Origin of the sequence: Pantoea phytobeneficialis, from assembly GCF_009728735.1 — a bacterium.
Lineage (GTDB): Bacteria > Pseudomonadota > Gammaproteobacteria > Enterobacterales > Enterobacteriaceae > Pantoea > Pantoea phytobeneficialis.
This window is the reverse complement of the sequence record NZ_CP024636.1, coordinates 2,793,447-2,816,843: the sequence shown is the minus strand read 5'-3', so window position 1 is coordinate 2,816,843 and position 23,397 is coordinate 2,793,447. Positions and strand designations below refer to the sequence as shown.

The 23,397-nt window shown below is 55.2% G+C and carries 19 protein-coding genes; 4 read left to right on the top strand and 15 right to left on the bottom strand.

Annotation, left to right across the window (positions count from 1 at the left end; translation table 11 throughout):
- Nucleotides 1–2: 2 nt before the first annotated feature.
- The 6 genes from ftsB to cysG all read right to left on the bottom strand — a co-directional run bounded on the left by ftsB (nt 3) and on the right by cysG (nt 5,243).
- Nucleotides 3–320, bottom strand: a complete 318-nt coding sequence (ftsB, locus tag CTZ24_RS13010; RefSeq protein ID WP_036626556.1) for a cell division protein FtsB — start codon at nt 318–320, stop codon at nt 3–5.
- 171 nt (nt 321–491) lie between these two features.
- Nucleotides 492–812 (bottom strand): DUF3561 family protein, encoded by a 321-nt coding sequence (locus CTZ24_RS13005; protein ID WP_021184523.1) that lies wholly within the window; start codon nt 810–812, stop codon nt 492–494.
- A 54-nt stretch (nt 813–866) separates the two neighbouring features.
- A complete protein-coding gene (gene cysC, locus CTZ24_RS13000; protein WP_021184524.1) occupies nt 867–1,472 on the bottom strand; it encodes an adenylyl-sulfate kinase in 606 nt (201 codons plus the stop codon).
- Nucleotides 1,472–2,899, bottom strand: a complete 1,428-nt coding sequence (cysN, locus tag CTZ24_RS12995) for a sulfate adenylyltransferase subunit CysN (protein WP_208723735.1) — start codon at nt 2,897–2,899, stop codon at nt 1,472–1,474. Before cysN ends, cysC begins: the two co-directional genes overlap by 1 nt.
- 10 nt (nt 2,900–2,909) lie before the next feature.
- Nucleotides 2,910–3,818: a sulfate adenylyltransferase subunit CysD gene (gene cysD / locus CTZ24_RS12990; RefSeq protein ID WP_021184526.1), complete on the bottom strand. Its 909-nt coding sequence runs from the start codon at nt 3,816–3,818 to the stop codon at nt 2,910–2,912.
- Nucleotides 3,819–3,827: 9 nt separating this feature from the next.
- Nucleotides 3,828–5,243 carry a siroheme synthase CysG gene (gene cysG / locus CTZ24_RS12985; protein WP_208723734.1) on the bottom strand — a complete coding sequence of 472 codons (1,416 nt, stop codon included), beginning with the start codon at nt 5,241–5,243 and terminating at the stop codon, nt 3,828–3,830.
- Nucleotides 5,244–5,489: 246 nt separating this feature from the next.
- On the opposite strand from cysG, the gene CTZ24_RS12980 reads away from it, so the two are divergent.
- Together CTZ24_RS12980 and CTZ24_RS12975 are read left to right on the top strand one after the other, a co-directional pair.
- Nucleotides 5,490–6,509, top strand: coding sequence for an aminopeptidase (locus CTZ24_RS12980; RefSeq protein WP_208723733.1), 1,020 nt, complete (start codon nt 5,490–5,492; stop codon nt 6,507–6,509).
- 9 nt (nt 6,510–6,518) lie between these two features.
- A complete protein-coding gene (locus CTZ24_RS12975) occupies nt 6,519–6,803 on the top strand; it encodes a YciI family protein (protein ID WP_208723732.1) in 285 nt (94 codons plus the stop codon).
- 78 nt (nt 6,804–6,881) lie between these two features.
- Here the strand turns inward: CTZ24_RS12975 and CTZ24_RS12970 are convergent, their stop codons facing one another.
- The 3 genes from CTZ24_RS12970 to cysJ are packed head-to-tail and all read right to left on the bottom strand — an operon-like array spanning nt 6,882 to nt 11,142.
- Complete coding sequence (locus CTZ24_RS12970; protein WP_021184530.1) at nt 6,882–7,616, bottom strand: phosphoadenylyl-sulfate reductase; 735 nt, start codon at nt 7,614–7,616, stop codon at nt 6,882–6,884.
- Nucleotides 7,613–9,337: an assimilatory sulfite reductase (NADPH) hemoprotein subunit gene (cysI, locus tag CTZ24_RS12965; RefSeq protein ID WP_208723731.1), complete on the bottom strand. Its 1,725-nt coding sequence runs from the start codon at nt 9,335–9,337 to the stop codon at nt 7,613–7,615. Before cysI ends, CTZ24_RS12970 begins: the two co-directional genes overlap by 4 nt.
- Nucleotides 9,337–11,142 (bottom strand): NADPH-dependent assimilatory sulfite reductase flavoprotein subunit, encoded by a 1,806-nt coding sequence (cysJ, locus tag CTZ24_RS12960; protein WP_208723730.1) that lies wholly within the window; start codon nt 11,140–11,142, stop codon nt 9,337–9,339. Before cysJ ends, cysI begins: the two co-directional genes overlap by 1 nt.
- A gap of 292 nt (nt 11,143–11,434) precedes the next feature.
- Between cysJ and queD the strand changes: the two genes are divergently transcribed.
- Nucleotides 11,435–11,797: a 6-carboxytetrahydropterin synthase QueD gene (gene queD / locus CTZ24_RS12955; RefSeq protein WP_190274667.1), complete on the top strand. Its 363-nt coding sequence runs from the start codon at nt 11,435–11,437 to the stop codon at nt 11,795–11,797.
- Between the two features lie 85 nt (nt 11,798–11,882).
- Here the strand turns inward: queD and queE are convergent, their stop codons facing one another.
- The 6 genes from queE to rlmD form a co-directional block, all read right to left on the bottom strand.
- Nucleotides 11,883–12,554, bottom strand: coding sequence for a 7-carboxy-7-deazaguanine synthase QueE (gene queE / locus CTZ24_RS12950; RefSeq protein WP_208723729.1), 672 nt, complete (start codon nt 12,552–12,554; stop codon nt 11,883–11,885).
- Nucleotides 12,555–12,701: 147 nt separating this feature from the next.
- The gene (gene eno / locus CTZ24_RS12945; RefSeq protein WP_013510243.1) at nt 12,702–14,000 is read right to left on the bottom strand and encodes a phosphopyruvate hydratase; all 1,299 of its coding nucleotides are present in this window, start codon (nt 13,998–14,000) and stop codon (nt 12,702–12,704) included.
- A gap of 75 nt (nt 14,001–14,075) precedes the next feature.
- The gene (gene pyrG / locus CTZ24_RS12940) at nt 14,076–15,713 is read right to left on the bottom strand and encodes a glutamine hydrolyzing CTP synthase (RefSeq protein WP_036626558.1); all 1,638 of its coding nucleotides are present in this window, start codon (nt 15,711–15,713) and stop codon (nt 14,076–14,078) included.
- Nucleotides 15,714–15,967: 254 nt separating this feature from the next.
- Nucleotides 15,968–16,759 (bottom strand): nucleoside triphosphate pyrophosphohydrolase, encoded by a 792-nt coding sequence (gene mazG / locus CTZ24_RS12935; RefSeq protein ID WP_208723728.1) that lies wholly within the window; start codon nt 16,757–16,759, stop codon nt 15,968–15,970.
- Between the two features lie 232 nt (nt 16,760–16,991).
- Nucleotides 16,992–19,223, bottom strand: a complete 2,232-nt coding sequence (relA, locus tag CTZ24_RS12930; RefSeq protein ID WP_021184537.1) for a GTP diphosphokinase — start codon at nt 19,221–19,223, stop codon at nt 16,992–16,994.
- A 32-nt stretch (nt 19,224–19,255) separates the two neighbouring features.
- Nucleotides 19,256–20,572 carry a 23S rRNA (uracil(1939)-C(5))-methyltransferase RlmD gene (rlmD, locus tag CTZ24_RS12925; protein WP_208723727.1) on the bottom strand — a complete coding sequence of 439 codons (1,317 nt, stop codon included), beginning with the start codon at nt 20,570–20,572 and terminating at the stop codon, nt 19,256–19,258.
- Between the two features lie 80 nt (nt 20,573–20,652).
- Between rlmD and barA the strand changes: the two genes are divergently transcribed.
- Entirely contained in the window at nt 20,653–23,379 is a 2,727-nt protein-coding gene (barA, locus tag CTZ24_RS12920; RefSeq protein ID WP_208723726.1) for a two-component sensor histidine kinase BarA, read from the top strand.
- Nucleotides 23,380–23,397 lie beyond the last annotated feature (18 nt).

The following is a 23,397-nucleotide window of genomic DNA, read 5'->3' as shown; positions in this document are numbered from 1 at the left end:
GTTTATCGTTGTTGATTTTGCGCAGCTTGTTGCGCGTTACGTTTGCTCTGGTCTGGCACCAGACGATAGAAGGTTTCACCAGGCTTGATCATGCCCAGCTCATTACGTGCGCGCTCCTCAATAGCCTCAGAGCCGCCGTTGAGATCGTCAATTTCGGCGAACAGCTGATCGTTACGCGCTTTTAGTTTGGCGTTATTCGCCTGTTGTGACGCAACATCATCATTGACGCGCGTATAGTCATGGATCCCGTTTTTGCCCAGCCACAACGAATACTGAAGCCAGCCGAGCAAAACGAGTAGTAATAGCGTCAGTTTTCCCATCCCAGCCCCCTGAAAAACGGCTCAATCATCCCATAACTTCGCGCCGGACTCCACTCCAGCAGCGAAAATGCCGTTTACGGACGATTGTCCGTACAAATATTGATTCACTGGTGCGGCGATTGGCAGGTAAAGTTTTGTAACCTGCCGACGCGTTTGCACATCAGGCACGGCCTACCAGCCGGAGAGAAATGAGAAGAGTAGCCAGAACAGGCATACCACCACGATCGCCGTCACCACCCCACTCCAGAACAGATGACCACGCATCATCAGGCTGAGGACAATACCAATCAGCACCGATACTGGCAGCAGAGCAAGGAAGAACGGCCAGGTATAGAGGAAGAAAAACAACGTATTGGAACCGTAGAGCAGGAACGGAATTGCCAGCGCACACCAATACGAGAGAAAACCAATCACACCACCCGGTAGCGACGAGCGAGGCTCATCCTGGGTGCGTTCATCTTTGCGTGCCAGCATAGGGGTAACGTTCTGCATAGAGTTCCTGTTGACGCTAATCGCGGCAAATCGTGGTGATTTGCCGCTGTCTATTCAGGATCTGATGATATCGCGGTGACGCAGCAGGTCTAACAATTGGGCGGTGAGTTTTGTAACCAATTGTTCACCATCGAGGTGGATTTCCGGCGCCTCTGGCGCCTCATAAACACTGTCGATACCGGTGAAATTGCGCAGTTCTCCGGCTCGCGCTTTTTTATACAATCCTTTCGGATCGCGCGCTTCACACACCGATAGCGGCGTGTCGACAAACACTTCCACAAACTGCCCATCCGCCAGCAGGTCACGCACCATCTGACGTTCAGCGCGATGCGGCGAAATAAAGGCCGTCAGCACCACCAGCCCGGCATCCACCATCAGTTTGGCCACTTCACCGACGCGACGAATGTTCTCTTTACGATCGTCATCACTGAAGCCGAGGTCACGGCACAGGCCGTGACGCACGTTGTCACCATCCAGCAGATAGGTACTGACGCCAAGCCGATGCAGCGCCTGCTCCAGCGCCCCGGCCACCGTGGATTTGCCCGAGCCAGACAGCCCGGTAAACCACAGCACCACACCCTGATGGCCGTGCTGCTGCTCACGCTCAGCACGGGTCACTGGATGATCGTGCCACACCACGTTTTCATCGTGTTGCGCCATTACTGACCACCCAACAGGTCGCGTGCATTCCAGTGCGGGAAATGACGACGAATCAACGCATTCAGCTCCAGCTCGAATTCGCTGAACTGGCTTGCCTGGGCGTGGTTAGCGCTCTGCGGTTCTTCAATCAATCCGGCACCCACGGTAACGTTGCTCAGGCGATCGATAAAAATCATGCCGCCCGTTACCGGGTTGTCGCGATATTTGTCCAGCACCATCGGCTCATCAAAAGTGACTTCCACCAGACCAATGCCGTTAAGCGGCAGACTGTCGGCGCTGCGTTTTTCCAGCGTGTTGATGTCGAACTGATGGATCACTTTTTCCACCCGGCCACGCGCTTTCTTACCGGCGATCTTCACGTCATAGCTCTGGCCCGGCTGTAGCGGCTGCTCGGCCATCCACACCACGTTAACGGTGGCGGATTGCACCGATTTCAGCTCGGCTCCCGCATCAACCAGCAGGTCACCACGGCTGATGTCGATCTCGTCTTCCAGCACCAGGGTAATGGCTTCTCCGGCAGCAGCTTCCTGCAAATCGCCATCAAAGGTCACGATGCGCGCAATCGTCGATTCCACGCCCGATGGCAGCACCTTCACGCGTTGGCCGACCTTGACCACACCCGACGCCAGCGTACCGGCATAGCCACGGAAATCGAGGTTTGGACGATTCACGTACTGCACCGGGAAACGCATCGGCTGATGATCCACCACGCGCTTCAGTTCCACCGTTTCCAGCACGTCGAGCAGGGTCGGGCCGCTGTACCACGGCATGGTTTCGCTCGGCGATGCCACGTTATCCCCTTCCAGCGCCGACATCGGTACAAAGCGAATATCGAGGTCTTCAGGCAACTGCGCGGCGAAATCGAGGTAGTCCTGCTTGATCTGTTCAAACACGTCCTGTTTGTACGCCACCAGATCCATTTTGTTGATCGCCACCACCAGATGCTTGATGCCGAGCAGTGTGGAGATAAAGCTGTGACGGCGGGTCTGATCCAGCACGCCTTTACGCGCATCGATCAACAGGATCGCCAGATCACAGGTGGACGCACCGGTCGCCATATTACGGGTGTACTGCTCATGTCCCGGCGTGTCGGCGATGATAAATTTGCGCTTCTCGGTCGAGAAATAACGATAGGCCACATCAATGGTGATGCCCTGCTCGCGCTCGGCCTGCAAACCATCCACCAGCAGCGCCAGATCGAGTTTCTCGCCCTGGGTGCCATGACGCTTGCTGTCATTGTGCAGCGAAGAGAGCTGATCTTCATAAATCTGGCGGGTATCGTGCAGCAGACGGCCAATCAGCGTACTTTTGCCATCGTCAACGCTACCGCAAGTCAGGAAACGCAGCAGGCTTTTATGTTGTTGCGCGGTCAGCCAGGCTTCCACGCCGCCCTGATCGGCAATCTGTTGTGCAATAACGGTATTCATCTGCGTCTCCTTAGAAATAACCCTGACGTTTCTTCAGTTCCATCGAACCGGCCTGGTCGCGGTCAATCACACGGCCCTGGCGTTCGCTGGTAGTGGAGACCAGCATCTCTTCAATAATTTCCGGCAACGTTTGTGCTTCGGACTCCACCGCACCGGTCAGCGGCCAGCAGCCGAGGGTACGGAAACGCACCATACGCTGTTTGATTACTTCGCCCGGTTGCAGGTCGATGCGGTCATCATCCACCATCATCAACATGCCATCGCGCTCCAGTACCGGACGTGGTGCCGCGAGATACAGTGGCACAATCTCGATGTTTTCGAGGAAGATGTACTGCCAGATATCCAGTTCGGTCCAGTTGGAAAGCGGGAACACGCGGATGCTCTCACCTTTGTTAATCTGGCCGTTGTAGTTGTGCCACAGCTCCGGGCGCTGGTTTTTCGGATCCCAACGGTGGAAGCGGTCGCGAAACGAATAGATACGTTCTTTGGCGCGGGATTTCTCCTCATCGCGACGCGCGCCACCAAAGGCCGCATCGAAGCCATATTTATTCAGCGCCTGCTTCAGGCCCTCGGTTTTCATGATGTCGGTGTGCTTAGCGCTGCCATGCACAAACGGGTTGATGCCCATAGCGACCCCTTCCGGGTTACGGTGCACCAGCAGTTCTGCACCCATCGCCTTGACGGTGCGATCGCGAAACTCGTACATTTCGCGAAATTTCCAGCCGGTATCAACATGCAGCAGCGGAAATGGCAGCGTACCCGGATAGAAGGCTTTACGCGCCAGATGCAGCATCACCGAGGAGTCTTTGCCGATGGAGTACATCATCACCGGATTACTGAACTCGGCCGCCACCTCGCGGATGATATGGATACTCTCTGCCTCCAGTTGGCGCAGATGAGTGAGTCGGTTTTGGTCCATAATTTTTCCTCAAGCCAAATTGACAACGGCGGACTCGCGAGTCCCCTGCTGTGCTGAATGTTGAAACCAGGCGAGTTGCCCGTGCAAATTCACAACTTCACCAATCACCAGCAAGGCTGGCGTCGGCGCGACGGCGGCCAGCGCCTCCAACTGGTCTAAGGTGCCGGTCAGCACCTGTTGATCCTGACGCGTACCGCGACCAATCACCGCGACAGGTGTCGCCGGATCGCGCCCATGTTCTATCAGTCCGGTGGCTATTTCCGCCGCCTTCACCGTGCCCATATAGATCGCCAGCGTCTGACGTGCGCGTGCCAGTGACGGCCAGTCGATGCCGTTGCTGTCTGCGCGGCACTGACCGGTAATAAACATCACGCTTTGCGCATGGTCACGGTGAGTTAAAGGGATACCGGCATAGGCAGTTGCGCCTGCGGCTGCGGTAATACCCGGCACCACCTGAAACGGGATACCGGCAGCTTTGGCGGCCTGTAACTCTTCGCCGCCACGGCCAAAAATAAAGGGATCGCCACCTTTCAGGCGCACCACGCGTTTACCTTGCTGCGCCAGTTGCACCAGCAGGCGATTCGTCTCTTCCTGTGGGACAGAATGAGCACCGGCGCGTTTGCCAACACAAATCCGGTCAGCATCACGACGCACCAGTTCCAGCACCTCGTCACTGACCAGATGGTCATACAGCACCACATCGGCCAGTTGCATGACCTGCAAGCCACGCAGCGTCAGCAAACCACTGTCGCCAGGGCCTGCACCCACCAGGGTAATTTCGCCCTGATTGTCACTGTCGTTTTCCAGCTCGCGATCCAGGGTGCGACGCGCTTCATTGACGTTACCCGCTGCCATCTGGCTGGCAAACAGGCCGTTAAAGGCTCGTTCCCAGAAACGGCGGCGTTCTGACATCTGACGGTAACGCTGTTTCACTTTGTCACGCCATTGCCCGGCAACCTCGGCCATTTGCCCAAGGTTGGCCGGCAGCAGCGCTTCAATTTTTTCGCGCAGCAGGCGAGCCAACACCGGCGCGGTGCCACTGGAGGAGATCGCCACCACCAGCGGCGAACGATCGACAATCGAGGGAAAGATAAAGCTGCATTTCGGCTGGTCGTCCACCACGTTCACCAGCTTGTGACGCGCATTGGCTGCTTCAAATACCTGGCTGTTGAGGGCGTTGTCATCGGTGGCGGCAATCACCAGAAACACGCCATCCAACTGCGCCTCATCAAAGGTCTGTGCAATCCACTCAATCGCCGCAATCTCATGCAGCGCCTGCAACTCATGGCCCAGCTCACGCGCAGCGACCAGCACGCGTGCCCCGGTGCGTCGCAGCAGCTCGATTTTGCGCGCAGCAATGTCGCCACCGCCGACAACCAGCACCGGACGGTTTTTGAGATCGGCAAAAAGAGGCAGATAATCCACGTTAACCTTGTCAGTTTTACAATAAGTTAACGCGACTATACGTCCCTGCCTTCTGGCAGATGAAATTACGAATTGGAATGAGTAGTTACCGAATGGAATAACGGGCCGGGATTGTTGAGAACATTTTGTGCTTAGCAAATGATATTGCTGGCGTTTCGGAGCAATTCAAATTGTGTAATACCGGTCACAGTTTCATACTAAAGCAGATTTTTTTTAGCATGACGGGATGTCAGAAAAGGACACATTATGTTTGTCACCCTCCGCCGCGCCCTGCTGGCAGCAGTGATAGCGGGCGGTTTTCCTCTCCTTGCTCAGGCCACAGACAGCGTACCCGGGCAGTTTGCCGAACAACAATTGCGCCATATCGCAACCTATTTTCCAGGCCGGATGAGTGGTAGCCCGGCAGAGCTGATGACGGCGGATTACCTGCGTCAGCAGTTCACTCAGCTAGGTTATCAGAGCAATACCCGTCAGTTTAATACCGGTTATAACTGGCGCGAAAAACAGGGTCAGATGCGCTGGCACAAAGTCACTGCCACTTCAGTGATCGCCGCGCGTGCCGGTAGCGCGCCACAGGAGATCCTGATCGTGGCGCATCTTGATACCTGGACGCCACTCAGCAGCCGTGAAACCGACAACAACCTTGGCGGTCTGCGTTTACAGGGCGTGGATGACAACGCCTCCGGCCTTGGCGTAATGCTGGAGCTGGCGCAACAGTTAAGCAAAACGCCGTTGCATTATGGCGTGCGCTTTGTGGCGCTGAGTGCCGGTGAAACCGGGCTGCACGGGATGGATGATTATCTGTCGCGTATGGATGCCAAAGAGAAGAAAAACACCCTGTTGGTGATTGATCTGAACAGTTTGATCGTGGGTGATCATCTCTACTTTAATAGCGGGATCAATACCCCCTCCGCCGTGCGTAAGCAAACCAGCGGCCGTGCCGTGCAACTGGCGCACCGTCTGGGGATATCTGCTGTGACCCATACCTTAACCGCACGGGATTATCCGGGTGTGAATCCCTTCGATAAAGCCGGGTTGCCGCTGCTGGACGTGACGGCCAGCAACTGGGCGCTGGGTAATAAAGATGGCCAACAGCAGCGCGCACGCAGCCGCCACTTCCCGGATGGCAGCGTACGCCACCAAACCGAACGTGATAGTTTGAACTATCTCGACCACTGGCTACCGGGGCGTATCACGCAACGCACGCGTGATAGCGTGAAAATTCTGTTGCCACTGCTCACCGAGCTGGCGAATCCAACAACCTGAGGATCTGATATGTACGTGGTTTATCTGAACTATTTCCGCCCGGTGGCCGAAGTGGAAACGCTGCTCGCGCCACATATTGAGTGGCTGGATCGCTATTTCGCCAGCGGCGCGTTTATTGCGGCTGGACGTAAAGATCCGCGTACCGGCGGCATGGTGCTGGTGAAGGATATGGAACGTGCTGAGTTGGATGCGATCCTGGCGGAAGACCCCTTTGTCGCGGTGGCGAATTACGACGTAACCAAGGTGAATGTGACGCGTGCCAGTGAGGCATTTGCGGCATTAACTGGAATTTAATCACTGAACCGTAGCGGCGCGATAAATCGCGCGTCTTTTAAACACCGCGCGATAAATCGCGCCGCTACGGTGAGAAGATTAACCTTCGTGAAGGCCGCACTCGCGCTTCAGCCCAAAGAAACGTGTTTCCTCTTCCGCCATCCCCGGCTCCCACTTCTTGGTGGTATGCGTATCTCCGACAGACAGATAGCCTTCGTCCCACAATGGATGGTATTTCAGGCCATGCTGTTTCAGGTACTGATGTACCTGGCGGTTATCCCAGTCGATAATCGGCAGCACTTTAAATACGCCACGCTGAATCGCCAGCACCGGCAAATGCGCGCGGCTGCCGGACTGATCGCGCCGCAGACCCGCAAACCAGGTTTGCGCTCCTAACGTTTCCAGCGCGCGGTTCATCGGTTCCACTTTGTTGATTTGGTTGTATTTCTCGATCCCTTCGACGCCCTGCTCCCACAACTTGCCGTAACGTGCTTCCTGCCAGGCCGGTGAGGTTTCCGCACGGAACACCTGGAGATTCAGGTTGAGCTTATCGGTCAGCTCATCGATAAAGCGATAGGTTTCCGGGAACAGATAACCGGTATCCGTGAGGATCACCGGAATATCCGGCTGTTGTTGCGTCACCATATGCAGCAACACCGCCGCCTGAATACCAAAGCTGGAGGACAGCACAAACGCGCCAGGCAACTGCTTCAGTGCCCAGCCCAGACGCTCTTCTGCCGATTGTTTTTCCAGCTGCGCGTTGGTTTCCGCCAGCGCCATCACACGATCAATTTTGGGTAAATCATTCAGTGCTGCGAGATCGAGTACCGTCATACTGCCTCCGGGTCCCAAAAATCACGGGCGGGGTCAACCACTGGCTTCACGATGCCCGCGCGAATCACGAAGTCGCCAAAACCTTCTTCACCGTTACGCTCTTTCGCCCAGCGTCCAACCAGCTCATCAATGCTGGCGAGGATCTCCCCTTCGGTGATGTTCTCTCGATACATGCGCGGAATACGGGTGCCGATGCGGTTGCCGCCAATATGCAGGTTGTAACGACCTGGTGCTTTACCCACCAGACCGATTTCGGCCAGCATGGCACGGCCACAGCCGTTAGGACAACCGGTAACGCGTAACACTATGTGCTCATCACCCACGCCGTGGCCGTGCATGATCTCTTCGACCCTGGTCACAAATGAAGGCAGGAAACGCTCGGCTTCAGCCATCGCCAGCGGACAAGTTGGGAAAGATACACAGGCCATCGAGTTTTCACGCTGCGGCGTCACCTGCTCCATCAAACCGTGTTCACGAGCAATGGCTTCAATCTGCGCTTTCTGTTTCTCCGGCACGCCCGCCACAATCAGGTTTTGGTTAGCGGTGAGGCGGAAATCGCCCTGATGTACTTTGGCGATTTCGGCAATGCCGCGCTTCAGTGGACGGCCCGGATAATCCAGCAGACGGCCGTTTTCAATAAACAGCGTCAGGTGCCACTTCTTATCGACGCCTTTGATCCAGCCAATACGATCGCCACGGCTAGTGAATTCGTACGGACGCGTCGGACCGAAAGTGATACCGGCACGTTTTTCCACTTCAGCTTTAAAGGTTTCCACGCCCACGCGCTCCAGCGTGTATTTGGTTTTGGCGTTTTTACGATCGGTACGATTGCCCCAGTCACGCTGGGTGGTCACCACCGCCGCCGCGACATCAAGGATCTTCTCCACCGGCAGGAAACCAAACTCGCTGGCGGTGCGCGCATAGGTGGCTTTGTTACCGTGATCGATCGACAGGCCACCGCCCACCAGCAGGTTAAAGCCCACCAGTTTGCCCTTCTCGGCGATGGCGATGAAGTTGAGATCGTTAGCGTGCAGATCCACGTCGTTATGCGGCGGGATCACCACCGTGGTTTTGAACTTACGTGGTAGGTAAGTTTCACCGAGGATCGGCTCCTCATCGGTGGTGGCAACCTTCTCCTGATCCCACCAGATCTCAGCATAGGCGCGCGTTTTCGGCAGCAGATGCTCCGACAGTTTTTTCGCCCACTCGTAAGCTTCCTGATGCAGCGCCGACTCCACCGGGTTCGAGGTACAGAGCACGTTACGGTTTACGTCGTTGGCCGTTGCTAACGCATCGAGACCCACTTCATGCAGCATCTGATGCGTCGGTTTCACGTTCTTCTTCAGAATGCCGTGGAACTGGAACGTCTGGCGGTTGGTCAGGCGGATGCTGCCATAAATGGTTTTTTCGGTGGCAAACTTATCAATCGCCAGCCACTGGGTTGGCGTGATGATGCCGCCCGGCAGGCGGCAGCGCAGCATCATGGCATGACGCGGTTCGAGTTTCTGCGCCGCACGTTCCGCACGGATATCACGATCATCCTGCTGGTACATGCCGTGGAAACGGATCAGCAGGAAGTTATCGCCGTTAAAGCCACCGGTCAGGCCATCGTCGAGATCTTCGAGAATGGTGCCGCGCAGATAGTTGCTTTGTTTTTTCAGACGCTCGGCGTCAACAAGCTTGCCTTCAACGACCAGCGGTCCAGGGTGTTTTTCACTCATTAGTAAACGTCTCGCTGATAACGGCGCTCAATGCGCAGCTCACTTAAAAACTCGTCAGCCGTTTCACGATCCATTGCACCGTGCTCGACCACCACATCCAGTAATGCCTGCTCAACGTCTTTCGCCATGCGATTGGCGTCGCCGCAGACGTAAAGGTGTGCGCCCTCTTCGATCCAGCGCCACACTTCCGCACCTTTAGCGCGGATCTTATCTTGTACGTAAATCTTCTCCGCCTGATCGCGCGACCAGGCAAGGTCGATATTGGTCAGCAAGCCGTCTTTGACATACTTCTGCCATTCAACCTGATACAGGAAATCGTCGGTGAAGTGTGGGTTGCCGAAGAACAACCAGTTTTTACCGCCTGCACCCTCATTATCGCGCTGCTGCATAAAAGCGCGGAACGGCGCAATACCGGTGCCCGGACCGATCATAATCACCGGGGTTTCCGGGTTGGCAGGCAGACGGAAGTTATCGTTATGTTCGATAAATACCCGGATGTCACTGTCTTCTTCCAGACGATCCGCCAGCCAGGTGGAAGCACCGCCACCACGCTGACGCCCCTCAATCTCGTAGCGCACCGCACCCACCGTGATATGCACTTCAGTCTCGTTCTCTGCCTGCGAAGAGGCGATGGAGTAGAGGCGTGGCGTCAAAGGACGTAACAGGCTGGTCAACTGTTCTGCATTCAATTCAGTCGGAGCCTGACGCACCATATCGACAATCGGCAGGCTCTGTGCGTAGTGCTGGAGTTTCGGCTTATCACCAACCAGCGCCAGCAGCGCGTCGTTACGTGACAACGCGGCGTAGTGTTCAACGATCTGCGGTGTATTAACCGTCAGCTCAAAATGACGTTGCAGTGCCTCCGCCAGCGGCAAGGTCTCACCGTGGATCGTCACCGGCTCATCGCCTTTCAGCCATAACAATTCCAGCAACTCTTTAACCAGCGCCGGATCGTTTTCAAACCAGACACCGAGGGCATCGCCCGGCTGGTAACGCAGACCGGAATCACCGAGATCGATTTCGATATGACGTACATCTTTATCGGAATCACGGCCAGTAATTTTCTGGTTTACGGCAAAGCTGGCAGTCAGCGGAGCTTCTTTGCTGTAGGGGCTGCTGTGGATTTCATTAATGCTACCCGCAGCGGTTACTGCTGCCACGGCTGGCGCTTCGCTCGGCACTCGCGCTTTGAGGATGTCGGTGAGCTGCTTACGCCAGGCGCTTGCCTGCTCCGCATATTCCACATCGGCATCGACGCGATCCAGCAAACGTTCTGCGCCCAGTTCAGCCAGACGGCTGTCGAAATCCTTACCGGCTTTGCTGAAGAATTCGTAGGAGGTGTCGCCCAGGCCGAATACGGCAAAGGCGGCGCCGTTCAGGGTCGGCGCTTTTTTCGACATCAGGAATTTATGTAACGCCACTGCTTCTTCAGGTGGCTCACCTTCGCCCTGGGTGGAGGTCACCACCACCAGCAGTTTTTCCTGGCCGATTTGTTTAAATTTGTAGTCACCGGCATTGACCAGATTGACGTTCAGTTTTGCCGCCAGCAGGTCATCACGCAGATGTTCCGCCAGGCGACGGGCATTGCCGGTTTGCGATGCGGAGATCAACAGGATGGTCGGCGCCTCGGCCTGCACCGGTGCCGGTGTGGCAACGGCACCAGGCGTCTGGTTGACCATGCCCCAGAAATAACCCGAAAGCCATGCCATTTGGGTGGTAGAGAAATCGGTAGTCGCTGCCTGTAAGCGCGCGAGTTGCTCCGGGGTTAGCGGCAGCAGTGAACCTGGGGGTGCCTGAGTCGTCATCGCGTTAAAAATTCCAGTATCAGAAGTCCGGACCGTAAAATGGCGGAAGAGTGAATAGGTTACCGGCCCGTATATTAACGATTAAATAAAGCTTCGACATAATAAATAACCAAAATGACTAAGTGGTTTTTCGGGTAATGCTAACCAGCAAAAGTGGTAAATAAAGCAATTTATATTCAACGAGTTAATTTATCGTTTCATCAGGCTGAGTGCGTAAAATGCCCTGTTCAGCGGTAACGGGTGCTAAAAATCTGTATTTCAGGTAGACTTCAGCGGATTTTATGTTGAGGCCATTATGTCTACCACGTTGTTTAAAGAGTTCCAGTTTGAAGCGGCGCACCGCTTACCTCATGTACCTGAGGGGCATAAATGCGGTCGTTTGCACGGCCACTCCTTTCTGGTGCGGCTGGAAATTACCGGGGAAGTGGATGCTTATACCGGTTGGGTTATGGATTTTGCAGAATTGAAAGCGGCCTTTGCACCGCTCTATGATCGCCTCGATCATCACTATCTGAATGACATTCCCGGTCTGGAGAATCCCACCAGTGAAGTGCTGGCAAAATGGATTTGGGATGAGATGAAACCGATTCTGCCAGAATTGAGCGCTGTGATGATCAAAGAAACCTGCACCGCAGGTTGTGTCTATCGCGGCTAGAAATCGTAGCGGCGCGATTTATCGCGCTTTTGCATTGGCGCTGCGGCCCAAAGATGCGCGATAAATCGCGCCGCTACGGGTGTCATCAGGCAATATTGAGATATTTGTGAGTCTGCATCGACAAACGCCAGTTACGGGCGATGCAGGTTTCAATGCACAGTTTGGTCGCCGCATCACCCCGGCTGATCGGCTGTAACGCGATAATACGCGGTTTCTCGTCATGCAATCCCGCCAGCAGCGCATCCAGCGCTTCAATATCCCGCACGCGCGCCACCGGATGTTTAATTTCATCAGCCCGCTGCATCGCCTGCGGCAGCACATCATAGCCCCCGCGCATATTCACCTTAGGTGAAACCGTCACCCAGGTAGCGTCGGAACAACGAATTTCATGGGTACCACTGGTTTCAATCTGGCAGGCAAAGCCCGCTGCTTCCAGTGCGCTGGTCAGTGGGCGTAAATCGTAGATGGCCGGTTCACCACCGGTGATCACAATGTGGCGTGCCGTCCAACCCTGGCGCTGAATCGTCTCCAGCAGCATCGCCGGGTCAGCGTTGCCCCAGGCGTCGCTTTCCACTGTTTTGACCAGAATGTCACCAAGCGAGGTCTCCCGATCTGCCAGCTTATCCCAGGTATGTTTGGTATCACACCAGCTACAGCCGACCGGACATCCCTGCAAACGGATGAACAGCGCCGGAACGCCCGTGTAAAAACCTTCGCCCTGTAGTGTCTGGAACATTTCGTTAATCGGGTAGTACATTTTTTACTCACTTCACTCATTCAAGGCGCAGATTATGGCAGATCTGTCACCGGTAACAACAGCGGCTTTACGTCAAAAATGCAAAAGCCCCGCCGAAGCGGGGCTTAGCAACAGGCGACACTGCCTTACGGCAGCATCAGCAGGCGATTACGCCTGGCCTTTAACTTCTTTCAGACCGTTGAAAGGTGCTTTAGCACCCAGCGCTTCTTCGATACGAATCAGCTGGTTGTATTTAGCAACGCGGTCAGAACGGCTCATTGAACCGGTTTTGATCTGGCCAGCCGCAGTACCTACGGCCAGGTCAGCGATGGTTGCATCTTCGGTTTCACCTGAACGGTGAGAGATCACCGCGGTGTAGCCTGCGTCTTTTGCCATCTTGATAGCAGCCAGAGTTTCGGTCAGAGAACCGATCTGGTTGAATTTGATCAGGATGGAGTTAGCGATGCCTTTCTCGATACCTTCTTTCAGGATCTTGGTGTTGGTTACGAACAGGTCGTCACCAACCAGCTGGATTTTGTCGCCCAGTACTTTGGTCTGGTAAGCAAAGCCCGCCCAGTCAGACTCGTCCAGACCGTCTTCGATAGAGACGATCGGGTACTGTTTGGTCAGATCTTCCAGGAAGTGAGTGAACTCTTCAGAGGTAAATGCTTTACCACCTTCACCGGCCAGCACGTATTTACCGTCTTTGTAGAATTCAGATGCCGCGCAGTCCATCGCCAGGGTGATGTCTTTGCCCAGCTCATAGCCTGCTGCTTTTACCGCTTCCGCGATAACAGCCAGGGCTTCGGCGTTAGAACCCAGGTTCGGCGCGTAGCCACCTTCGTCACCCACTGCGGTGTTCATGCCTTTGCTTTTCAGCACTTTCGCCAGGTGATGGAAAACTTCAGAACCCATACGGATGGCTTCTTTTACAGTCTTCGCGCCAACCGGCTGAATCATGAATTCCTGGATGTCGACGTTGTTGTCAGCGTGCTCACCACCGTTGATGATGTTCATCATTGGCAGCGGCATAGAGTATTTGCCCGGGGTGCCGTTCAGTTCAGCGATGTGCTCATACAGCGGCTGACCTTTAGAAGCCGCAGCCGCTTTTGCCGCAGCCAGAGAAACGGCCAGAATGGCGTTTGCACCGAAGTTGGATTTGTTCTCAGTACCGTCCAGCTCGATCATGATCTTATCGATGTTCGCCTGGTCTTTGGCATCTTTGCCTTTTACCGCGTCAGCGATCGGACCGTTAACCGCCGCAACCGCTTTGGTCACGCCTTTGCCCAGGAAACGAGATTTGTCACCGTCACGCAGCTCCAGCGCTTCGCGAGAACCGGTTGATGCACCTGACGGGGCAGCAGCCAGACCAACGAAACCACCTTCCAGATGCACTTCTGCTTCTACAGTCGGGTTGCCACGGGAGTCGATAATTTCGCGACCGATGACTTTTACGATTTTGGACATTCGATTTTCCTCAGTACAAGTTAGTCAATCCTAAGACAAACAACGCGCGAAAACTTCGCGCGCTGCTCGTGAAACTTACTTCGCTAACCGCTTCTGGTATTCCTGCGCCGCTTTAACAAAGCCAGCAAACAGTGGATGACCATCGCGCGGGGTCGACGTGAATTCCGGGTGGAACTGACAGGCCACAAACCACGGGTGGTTTGGAATCTCAATGATTTCGACCAGTTGATCGTCACCGGAACGGCCCGCAATGCGCAGACCCGCCGCTTCAATCTGCTTCAACAGCATATTGTTTACTTCATAACGGTGGCGGTGACGTTCAGTGATCACGTCTGAGCCGTACAGCTGGCGTACTTTGCTTTCCGGCGTAAGCTGACACTGCTGGCTACCCAGACGCATGGTGCCGCCCAGATCGCTCTGCTCGCTACGCACTTCGACGTTGCCTTCTTCGTCACGCCATTCGGTGATCAGCGCAACCACCGGGTACTTACAGTCTGGCACAAATTCAGTTGAGTTGGCGCCAGCCATACCCGCCACATTGCGGGCAAATTCCATCAGTGCAACCTGCATTCCCAGGCAGATACCGAGGTAAGGCACGTTGTTTTCACGCGCGTATTGCGCGGTCATCAGTTTGCCTTCCACCCCACGGTAGCCAAAGCCACCCGGAATCAGGATAGCATCCAGATCTTTCAGTAATTCGACACCACGCGTTTCAACATCCTGCGAATCGATCAGCTTGATGTTAACGGTGACGCGGTTTTTCAGGCCGCCGTGTTTCAGCGCTTCAATCACGGATTTGTAGGCATCCGGCAGTTCGACATATTTGCCGACCATACCGATGGTCACTTCGCCGCCCGGATTAGCTTCTTCGTAAATCACCTGCTCCCACTCGGCCAGGTTGGCTTCCGGGGCATTCAGGTTGAAGCGTTTGCAGATGTAGTCATCCAGACCCTGTGATTTCAACAAACCCGGGATCTTGTAGATGGAGTCGACATCTTTCAGTGAAATAACCGCTTTTTCCGGAACGTTACAGAACAGCGCGATTTTGGCGCGTTCGTTAGCCGGTACGGCGCGGTCAGAACGGCAGATCAACACATCCGGCTGAATCCCGATGGAGAGCAGTTCTTTTACCGAGTGCTGCGTTGGCTTGGTTTTTACTTCGCCTGCGGCAGCCATGTACGGCACCAGCGTCAGGTGCATATACATGGTGTGTTCACGGCCCACATCGACCGCCATCTGGCGAATCGCTTCGAGGAACGGCAGTGACTCGATATCCCCCACGGTGCCGCCGATTTCCACCAGAACGACGTCGTGACCTTCGCCACCTTCAATGATGCGTTCTTTGATGGCGTTGGTGATGTGTGGGATAACCTGAATGGTCGCGCCCAGATAGTCGCCACGACGCTCTTTGCGCAGCACTTCTGAGTAGATACGACCGGTCGTAAAGTTGTTGCGACGCGTCATTTTGGTACGAATGAAGCGCTCATAGTGACCCAAATCCAGATCGGTTTCGGCCCCGTCATCGGTGACAAAAACTTCACCGTGCTGAGTTGGGCTCATGGTACCCGGATCGACGTTGATGTACGGATCGAGTTTCATGATGGTCACATTCAGACCACGCGCTTCAAGGATGGCTGCGAGGGAGGCTGCGGCAATGCCTTTCCCCAGAGAGGAAACGACCCCGCCGGTCACAAAAATATAGTTCGTTGTCATGCTGAACCTGAGAGTTTAGGTTTAAAGACGGTGGAATAACCAGGACGGGAAAACAGTATACCTGAAGTCGTCACCTGCCACAATTGATCAATCACCACCCTCTCCTCCTACGCAGTGCAGCGGGTAACATAGCGGATAGCCAGGGTTGAAATGTTGACGCACGTCACAAAGTCACCGCATGGCTGAATCGAGTAAGCTCAAGCGGCGATTTTATGCACAACGCTGGAATAATCAACAAATCGCAGCGGATCACGTTACTCCTTGTTCTCACTGAGTTTCACCTGTTGCCAGGCTTCTTCCATCTGCTCCAGCGTGGCGTCACTCATCGCCATCCCCTGCGCGCCAATCAACGTTTCCACCTGGCGAAAACGGCGTTCAAATTTGTCGTTGGCCTTCTGTAGCGCCACTTCCGCTTTGCTGCCAAGATGGCGAGAAAGATTTACCGTAGCGAATAATAAATCGCCGATTTCTTCCTCAAGTTTGTCACTGTCGACCACCGCCTGCTGCGCTTCATGCATCACTTCGTCAATCTCTTCATGCACTTTATCCAGCACCGGCCCCAGGCTATTCCAGTCGAAACCGACGTTGCTGCAACGTTTCTGGATTTTGTGCGCACGCATCAACGCGGGCAGCGCTTTAGGGATATCATCCAGCGCCGAATGCTGTGCTTTTTCCGCACGCTCGCTATGTTTGATGGCTTCCCAGTTTTTCAGCACCTCCTGCGCGTCCTCCGCTTTGACATCGCCAAAGATGTGCGGATGACGGCGTTCGAGTTTATCGCTGATAGCGTTGCAGATATCTTCAAAATCAAAGCGCTGCTGCTCGTTGGCCATTTGCGCGTAAAACACCACCTGGAACAGCAGGTCGCCTAATTCTCCACGCAGATCATCAAAATCTTCACGCTGGATGGCATCGAGTACTTCGTAGGTTTCTTCCAGCGTATAAGGCGCGATAGAGGCGAACGTTTGCTGACGATCCCACGGGCAGCCTTGCTGCGGATCGCGCAGGGTTTGCATGATGGTGAGCAGGCGTTGGAGGGCATTCATGGGCGGATCCTTTAAGAATAAGTTGGGTGCGGTCGGTTACCCTCACCCCGGCCCTCTCCCATAAGGGAGAGGGAGATATGCGGCTGATCGGTTCCCTCTTCCATAAGGGAAAGGGAGATATGCGGCTGATCGGTTCCCTCTCCCATAAGGGAGAGGGAGATGTGCGGCTCGATCAGTTCCCTCTCCCGCTTGCGGGAGAGGGTTAGGGTGAGGGTTAAGGTGAGGAGAAAAATTAGTGTAACCGCCGTGCGTCGATAATATCCGGCACCTGGTTCAGTCGAGCCAGTACGCGGCCCAGCACCTGCTGGTTATAGATCTCGATATCCATATCAATGGTTGCCAGTTGCTTGCGGGTATCGCTGCGGCTGGAGACGCCCAGCACGTTCACCTTCTCATTCGCCAGAATCGTGGTGATATCACGCAGCAGACCGCTACGGTCGTTCGCTGTGACGCGCACCACCAGCGAATAACCACTGGAATAACTTTCGCCCCACACCGCATCGACAATGCGCTCCGGCGCATGGGAGATCAGCTCAGCCAACTGGTCACAATCGGCACGGTGGATCGAGATGCCACGTCCCTGAGTAATAAAGCCGACGATATCGTCGCCCGGAATGGGCTGACAGCAACGAGCGATGTGGTGCAGCAGGTTGCCGACCCCTTCCACCACCACGCGGCCGCTCTCTTTACGCGCTGACGGCGTATACGATTTCTGCGTCAGTTGGCGCAGTGCTTCGCGATCTTCCTCTTCCGCGCTCGGCTTATTCAGCTTGCCTTGCAGGAAGTTAACCATCTGATTAAGGCGAATATCGCCACCGCCAATCGCCGCCAGCAACTCATCCAACGAGGTGACGTTATAGCGCGGCAGCAGCAGTTTCTCCGCCTCACGCAGGCTGATATCCAGCTGCGTCAACTCCGTATCCAGTATCTGGCGACCAGCAATAATATTCTTGTCGCGATCCTGCTTACGGAACCAGTTGTGAATCTTCGAACGACCACGGCTGGTCGTGATATAGCCGAGGTTCGGGTTAAGCCAGTCGCGACTCGGGTTTGGCTGCTTCTGGGTGATCACCTCAACCTGGTCGCCCATCTGCAACTGATAGGTGAACGGCACGATGCGCCCACCAATTTTCGCGCCGATGCAGCGGTGGCCGATATCGCTGTGGATGTGGTAGGCGAAATCGAGCGGGGTTGAACCGGCAGGCAAGTCCACCACATCCCCTTTCGGGGTAAAGACATAAACGCGATCGTCAAACACCTGACTGCGCACTTCTTCCAGCATCTCGCCAGAGTCCGCCATCTCTTCCTGCCAGGTGATTAACTTACGCAGCCAGGCGATACGTTCTTCATGGCCCGCCGCACCGCGTGTATTGCTGCTGGTCGGCCCTTCTTTGTATTTCCAGTGCGCCGCTACACCCAGCTCGGCATCTTCATGCATCTGACGGGTACGAATCTGGATTTCTACCGTTTTGCCCTGCGGCCCCAGCACCACGGTGTGGATGGACTGATAACCATTAGGCTTCGGGTTGGCGACGTAGTCGTCAAACTCGCTGGGCAGGTGACGATACAGGGTATGCACCGTACCCAGCGCACCGTAGCAGTCCTGCAAACGTTCCGCGACGATACGCACCGCGCGCACGTCGAACAACTCATCAAACGCCAGCGATTTTTTCTGCATCTTGCGCCAGATGCTATAGATGTGTTTCGGACGGCCATACACCTCAGCACGCACGCCCTCTTTCTGCATCTCTTTACGCAGGTTATCGACAAAGTTTTCGATGTACTGTTCACGATCGATACGCCGCTCATGCAGCAGCTTAGCAATACGTTTGTATTCATCGGGATGGAGATAGCGGAAGCAGTAATCTTCCAGCTCCCATTTGAGCTGGCCGATACCGAGGCGGTTAGCCAGCGGCGCATAGATATTGGTGCTTTCTTTCGCGGCGAGGACGCGCTCATCTTCCGGCGCGTCTTTCATTTCACGCAGGTGAGCGATACGTTCCGCCAGCTTGATGACGACGCAGCGGAAATCTTCCACCATCGCCAGCAGCATACGGCGCACGTTATCGACCTGTTCAGAGGCCATCGAGTCGTTATGGATCGCTTTCAGCTGACGGATTGCATCCATATCGCGCACGCCATGCACCAGCGAAACAATGCCTTTGCCGACGGTTTGCTCCAGCTCTTCTTCGCTGACCACGTCGGCATTCGCCAGCGGGAAAATCAGCGCGGCACGCAGGCTGTCGATATCCATACTCAGCATCGAGAGAATTTCCACCATCTCGATACCGCGCCACAACAGCAGAGCTTGATCAGGATGGTCGTGCGTTTCGGCTTCACAGTAGCGCCAGGTGTCAGCCAGACGCTGACAGGATTGCGGGTTAGCAATACCCAAACTGGCAATCCACTGGTCGAGGGCAAACTCCCCCGCCGTATTTAAATGCGCACTTCTAACCGCAACCATATCCTCTCCTGCCACAGCGACTTAGGTGTCGCTTATGTTTTGCTGAACAGCACCATGGATTCGAGATGGCTGGTATGAGGGAACATATCCAGCATCGCGACCCTTTCCAAATGGTAACCCGCTGACAGTAATGTCTGACTGTCGCGGGCAAGTGTTGTCGGGTTACAAGAAACATAGACCACGCGTTCCGGCGCAAGTTTAACAATGTGCGACATCACACCCGCCGCCCCGGCACGCGCCGGGTCCAGTAACACCTTATTAAATCCCTGCGCAGCCCATGCCTGGCGCGCAACGTCTTCCTCCAGGTTATGCTGGAAAAAACGGACATTTTTCAGATTATTCAGGTCTGCATTATACGCTGCCTGCCGTACTAATGCTGCAACGCCCTCCACACCAACGGCATTTTCTACGAACTTTCCTATAGGCAATGTGAAGTTGCCCATGCCGCAAAACAGATCCAGCACCCGGTCCTGTGGCTTCAGGTCGAGCCAGTCGATGGCTTTCGCTACCATTTGCTGATTCACCCCATCATTCACCTGAATAAAATCCTGTGGGCTGAAGGTCAGTTGCAGGTTGAATGAGCGATAAAACGGCGTATCAGGCTTCAGGGCTGTCAGATCATCGCTACCATCAGCGAGATACAGCATCAAATCATGTTCATGCGAAAAGCGTTCCAGTTTTGCACGATCGTCTGAGGACAATGCATCAAGATGGCGCAGCACCATCAGCGGGCCATTATCCGCCAGCACCAGTTCAACATGGCCCAGACGTTTCACCGCATTTAAGCCACTGAGGCAGTGGTGCAGAGGCCGCAATAACGCTTCAAGTTCGGGCGCCAGAATGGGGCATTGCGTCAACTCCACCAAATCATTGCTGGCCGCCTGGCGAAACCCCATCTGCAAACGCTGCTGTTTTGGGTGCCACTGCAACCCCAAGCGCGCGCGACGACGATAACCCCAGGCGTGGCCGCTGATAATTTCATCGACGCGCACCGGCAAAGGGGCGTCACGACTCAGCATCCTTGCCAGCGCCTTGGCTTTGCTTTGTTCCTGCAACGCCACCGAGACATGCTGTTGCTGGCAACCGCCACACACGCCAAAGTGCGGGCAGCGCGGTGCCACTCGCTCTGCACTGGGATTGGTGATACGCGTAGCTTTTGCGCGCGCGTACTGGCGTTTATCTTCCAACAGCGTCACTTCAGCCTGCTCGCCGGGTAGCGCACCGCTGACAAACATCGCTTTGCCATTATGGCGCGCAACACCTTGTCCAAAGGGATCAAGGTCTTCGATAGTGACGGTAATACGTTGCCTGGTCGTCACCCGCTGTTTTGCGGAGTAAAATTGCGCCATAGTGTTGTAAATTCTCTATTCTGATTGGGTTGTGCAGTTTGCACAGGGATAAACTTGCCAGGAGTCGCCAGGCCTTAATTATGACCAAATACAGCCTGCGGGCGCGAATGATGATCCTGATACTGGCGCCAACGCTGATGATTGGCCTGTTGCTCAGTACTTTTTTCGTGGTTCACCGCTATAACGAATTGCAGCATCAGGTCCAGGATGCGGGTGCGAACATTATCGAGCCGCTGGCGGTTTCCGCCGAATATGGCATGACATGGCACAACCGCGATGCGATACGCGAACTGGTCAGCCTGCTGCATCGCCGACATTCCGATATTGTCCGTGCGATTACCGTTTTCGACAACAACAATCACATCTACGTCACCTCAAATAACAACCAGAACCTCAGTCTGGTGCAGAAAGAGGATATCTCCACGCTGGAAGATGGCGTCTCGGTTGAACGTCGTGGCAACCTGATGGTGCTCCGCACGCCGATCGTGTCGGAGCGCTATTCCGTCGATGAACTGCCGCGCGAAGATGCAAAGCCCACCGGCAATCCGCTGGGTTATGTGGCGATCGAGCTGGATCTGCAATCAGTACGTCTTGAGCAATACAAAGAGGTGTTTGTCGCCACCCTGCTGCTGCTGTTTTGCCTGTGTATCGCCATGCTGTTCGCCTACCGCCTGATGCGCGACGTCACTGGTCCGATTCGTAATATGGTCACCACCGTGGACCGCATTCGCCGGGGACAGCTCGACAGCCGTGTCGAAGGCTACATGCTGGGCGAGCTGAGCATTCTGAAGAACGGTATCAACGCGATGGCGATGTCGCTGACCGCCTACCATGAAGAGATGCAGCAGAATATTGACCAGGCAACGTACGACCTGCGGGAGACGCTGGAGCAGTTGGAGATCCAAAACGTCGAGCTGGATCTGGCGAAAAAACGCGCCCAGGAAGCGGCGCGCATCAAATCCGAATTCCTGGCTAATATGTCGCATGAACTCCGCACGCCGTTGAACGGGGTGATTGGCTTCACCCGCCAGATGCTGAAAACCGGCCTTAGCACCAACCAGCGCGATTATATGAGCACCATTGAGCGCTCCGCCGCCAACCTGTTGAGCATCATCAATGACGTTCTTGATTTCTCCAAGCTGGAAGCGGGCAAACTGGTGCTGGAGTCGATCCCCTTCCCCCTGCGCGCCACGCTGGATGAAACCCTGGTGTTGCTGGCGCCTTCTGCTCACGAGAAAGGGCTGGAAATCACCGTTTGCCTGGAACAACAGGTGCCGGACAATGTCATTGGCGATCCCCTGCGCCTGCAACAGATTCTGATTAACCTGATCGGCAACGCCATCAAGTTTACCGAACAAGGGCATATCGACCTGCGCGTTGAACTGCGCAATACCAACACCACGCGTGTCGCACTGGAAATTCAGGTGCACGACACCGGCATTGGTATTTCCGATCAACAACAAACGCAGCTATTCCAGGCATTCCGTCAGGCGGATGCCAGTATCTCGCGCCGTCACGGCGGCACCGGACTGGGTCTGGTGATCACCCAGAAGTTGGTACATGAAATGGGTGGCGAAATCGCTTTCCACAGCCGCCAGGGCGAAGGGTCGACCTTTTGGGTTCATATCCAACTGGATCTCAATCCGAATGCGCCCCCGCATCCGCGAGCGCTGGAGGATTTGCGTCCCTCCCTGTTGGCCTACATCGAGCCGCATCCGGCGGTGGCAAAAGCGGTACTGGAGATGCTGAGCGGCACCCCGTTGCAGGTACATCATGCCGCCACGCTGGAAGAATTGGGCGATGCCCACTTCCCGCTCTTGTTGATGGGGCTTCCGGTTGACGGCAAAACCACATCGGCCTTACCGGATGACCTGATCACGCACCTGTTAAGCCGCGCCGATTCGGTGTTGCTGGCGCTCCCCAGTGAAATGATGTTGCATGCCGATGAACTGCGTGCCCGCGGCATTGCCGGTTGCCTGACCAAACCGGTATCGCTGACACGCCTGTTACCGATGCTGCTCGACTTCCACAGCCGACAACGCGAAGCCCTGCCGCGTGGGGCACGCCAACCGTTGACGGTGATGGCGGTAGATGACAATCCGGCCAACCTGAAGTTGATCGGTGCCCTGCTGGAGGAACAGGTCGAACACATCATTCTGTGCGACAACGCCGAACAGGCGATTCGCCAGGCACGTCTGCGCCCGCTGGATGTGATTCTCATGGACATTCAAATGCCGGAGATTGACGGTATCCGCGCCAGTGAGATTATCCGCAGCCTGCCGTTGCATGCAGCAACGCCGATTGTGGCGGTCACTGCCCATGCGCTGGATGGCGAACGCGAGCAGTTGATCAATGCCGGGATGAACGATTATCTGGCGAAGCCGATTGATGAGGATAAACTCAGCCAACTGCTGCAACGTTATGCGCCGCGTAACGTCGCTCTCAGCTCACCCGCCCCGGCGGTGGCCCCTTCACTGGATTGGGCGTTGGCATTACGCCAGGCAGCACATAAAGAGGATCTCGCACGCGATCTGTTGCAGATGCTGCTGGATTTCCTGCCAGAAGTGGCGCAGCGCGTGGAAGAGTGTATGGAAAATAACGATGTGACCGGGCTGCGCGAAATCATTCACAAGCTACATGGCAGCGCCAGCTACAGTGGCGTACCGCGTTTGAAGGAACTGTGTCGGCAACTGGAAAAGAGTCTGCATCAGGAAAGTGATATTGCTGCGCTGGAGCCGGAATTGCTGGAGTTGAGCGACGAGATGGAAAACGTGGCACGCGAAGCGCGCACGTTGTTGCAGGTATAATTCCCCCGTATCACGCAA

Excerpts from the sequence above, each read along its gene's own strand:
- CTZ24_RS13005 (WP_021184523.1), bottom strand. The coding sequence starts at position 812 with ATGCAGAACGTTACCCCTATGCTGGCACGCAAAGATGAACGCACCCAG.
- rlmD (WP_208723727.1), bottom strand. The coding sequence starts at position 20,572 with ATGGCGCAATTTTACTCCGCAAAACAGCGGGTGACGACCAGGCAACGT.
- eno (WP_013510243.1), bottom strand. The coding sequence starts at position 14,000 with ATGTCCAAAATCGTAAAAGTCATCGGTCGCGAAATTATCGACTCCCGT.
- cysJ (WP_208723730.1), bottom strand. The coding sequence starts at position 11,142 with ATGACGACTCAGGCACCCCCAGGTTCACTGCTGCCGCTAACCCCGGAG.
- relA (WP_021184537.1), bottom strand. The coding sequence starts at position 19,223 with ATGGTTGCGGTTAGAAGTGCGCATTTAAATACGGCGGGGGAGTTTGCC.
- CTZ24_RS12975 (WP_208723732.1), top strand. The coding sequence starts at position 6,519 with ATGTACGTGGTTTATCTGAACTATTTCCGCCCGGTGGCCGAAGTGGAA.
- cysC (WP_021184524.1), bottom strand. The coding sequence starts at position 1,472 with ATGGCGCAACACGATGAAAACGTGGTGTGGCACGATCATCCAGTGACC.
- queE (WP_208723729.1), bottom strand. The coding sequence starts at position 12,554 with ATGTACTACCCGATTAACGAAATGTTCCAGACACTACAGGGCGAAGGT.
- mazG (WP_208723728.1), bottom strand. The coding sequence starts at position 16,759 with ATGAATGCCCTCCAACGCCTGCTCACCATCATGCAAACCCTGCGCGAT.
- cysD (WP_021184526.1), bottom strand. The coding sequence starts at position 3,818 with ATGGACCAAAACCGACTCACTCATCTGCGCCAACTGGAGGCAGAGAGT.
- cysI (WP_208723731.1), bottom strand. The coding sequence starts at position 9,337 with ATGAGTGAAAAACACCCTGGACCGCTGGTCGTTGAAGGCAAGCTTGTT.
- CTZ24_RS12980 (WP_208723733.1), top strand. The coding sequence starts at position 5,490 with ATGTTTGTCACCCTCCGCCGCGCCCTGCTGGCAGCAGTGATAGCGGGC.
- cysN (WP_208723735.1), bottom strand. The coding sequence starts at position 2,899 with ATGAATACCGTTATTGCACAACAGATTGCCGATCAGGGCGGCGTGGAA.
- barA (WP_208723726.1), top strand. The coding sequence starts at position 20,653 with ATGACCAAATACAGCCTGCGGGCGCGAATGATGATCCTGATACTGGCG.
- ftsB (WP_036626556.1), bottom strand. The coding sequence starts at position 320 with ATGGGAAAACTGACGCTATTACTACTCGTTTTGCTCGGCTGGCTTCAG.
- pyrG (WP_036626558.1), bottom strand. The coding sequence starts at position 15,713 with ATGACAACGAACTATATTTTTGTGACCGGCGGGGTCGTTTCCTCTCTG.
- CTZ24_RS12970 (WP_021184530.1), bottom strand. The coding sequence starts at position 7,616 with ATGACGGTACTCGATCTCGCAGCACTGAATGATTTACCCAAAATTGAT.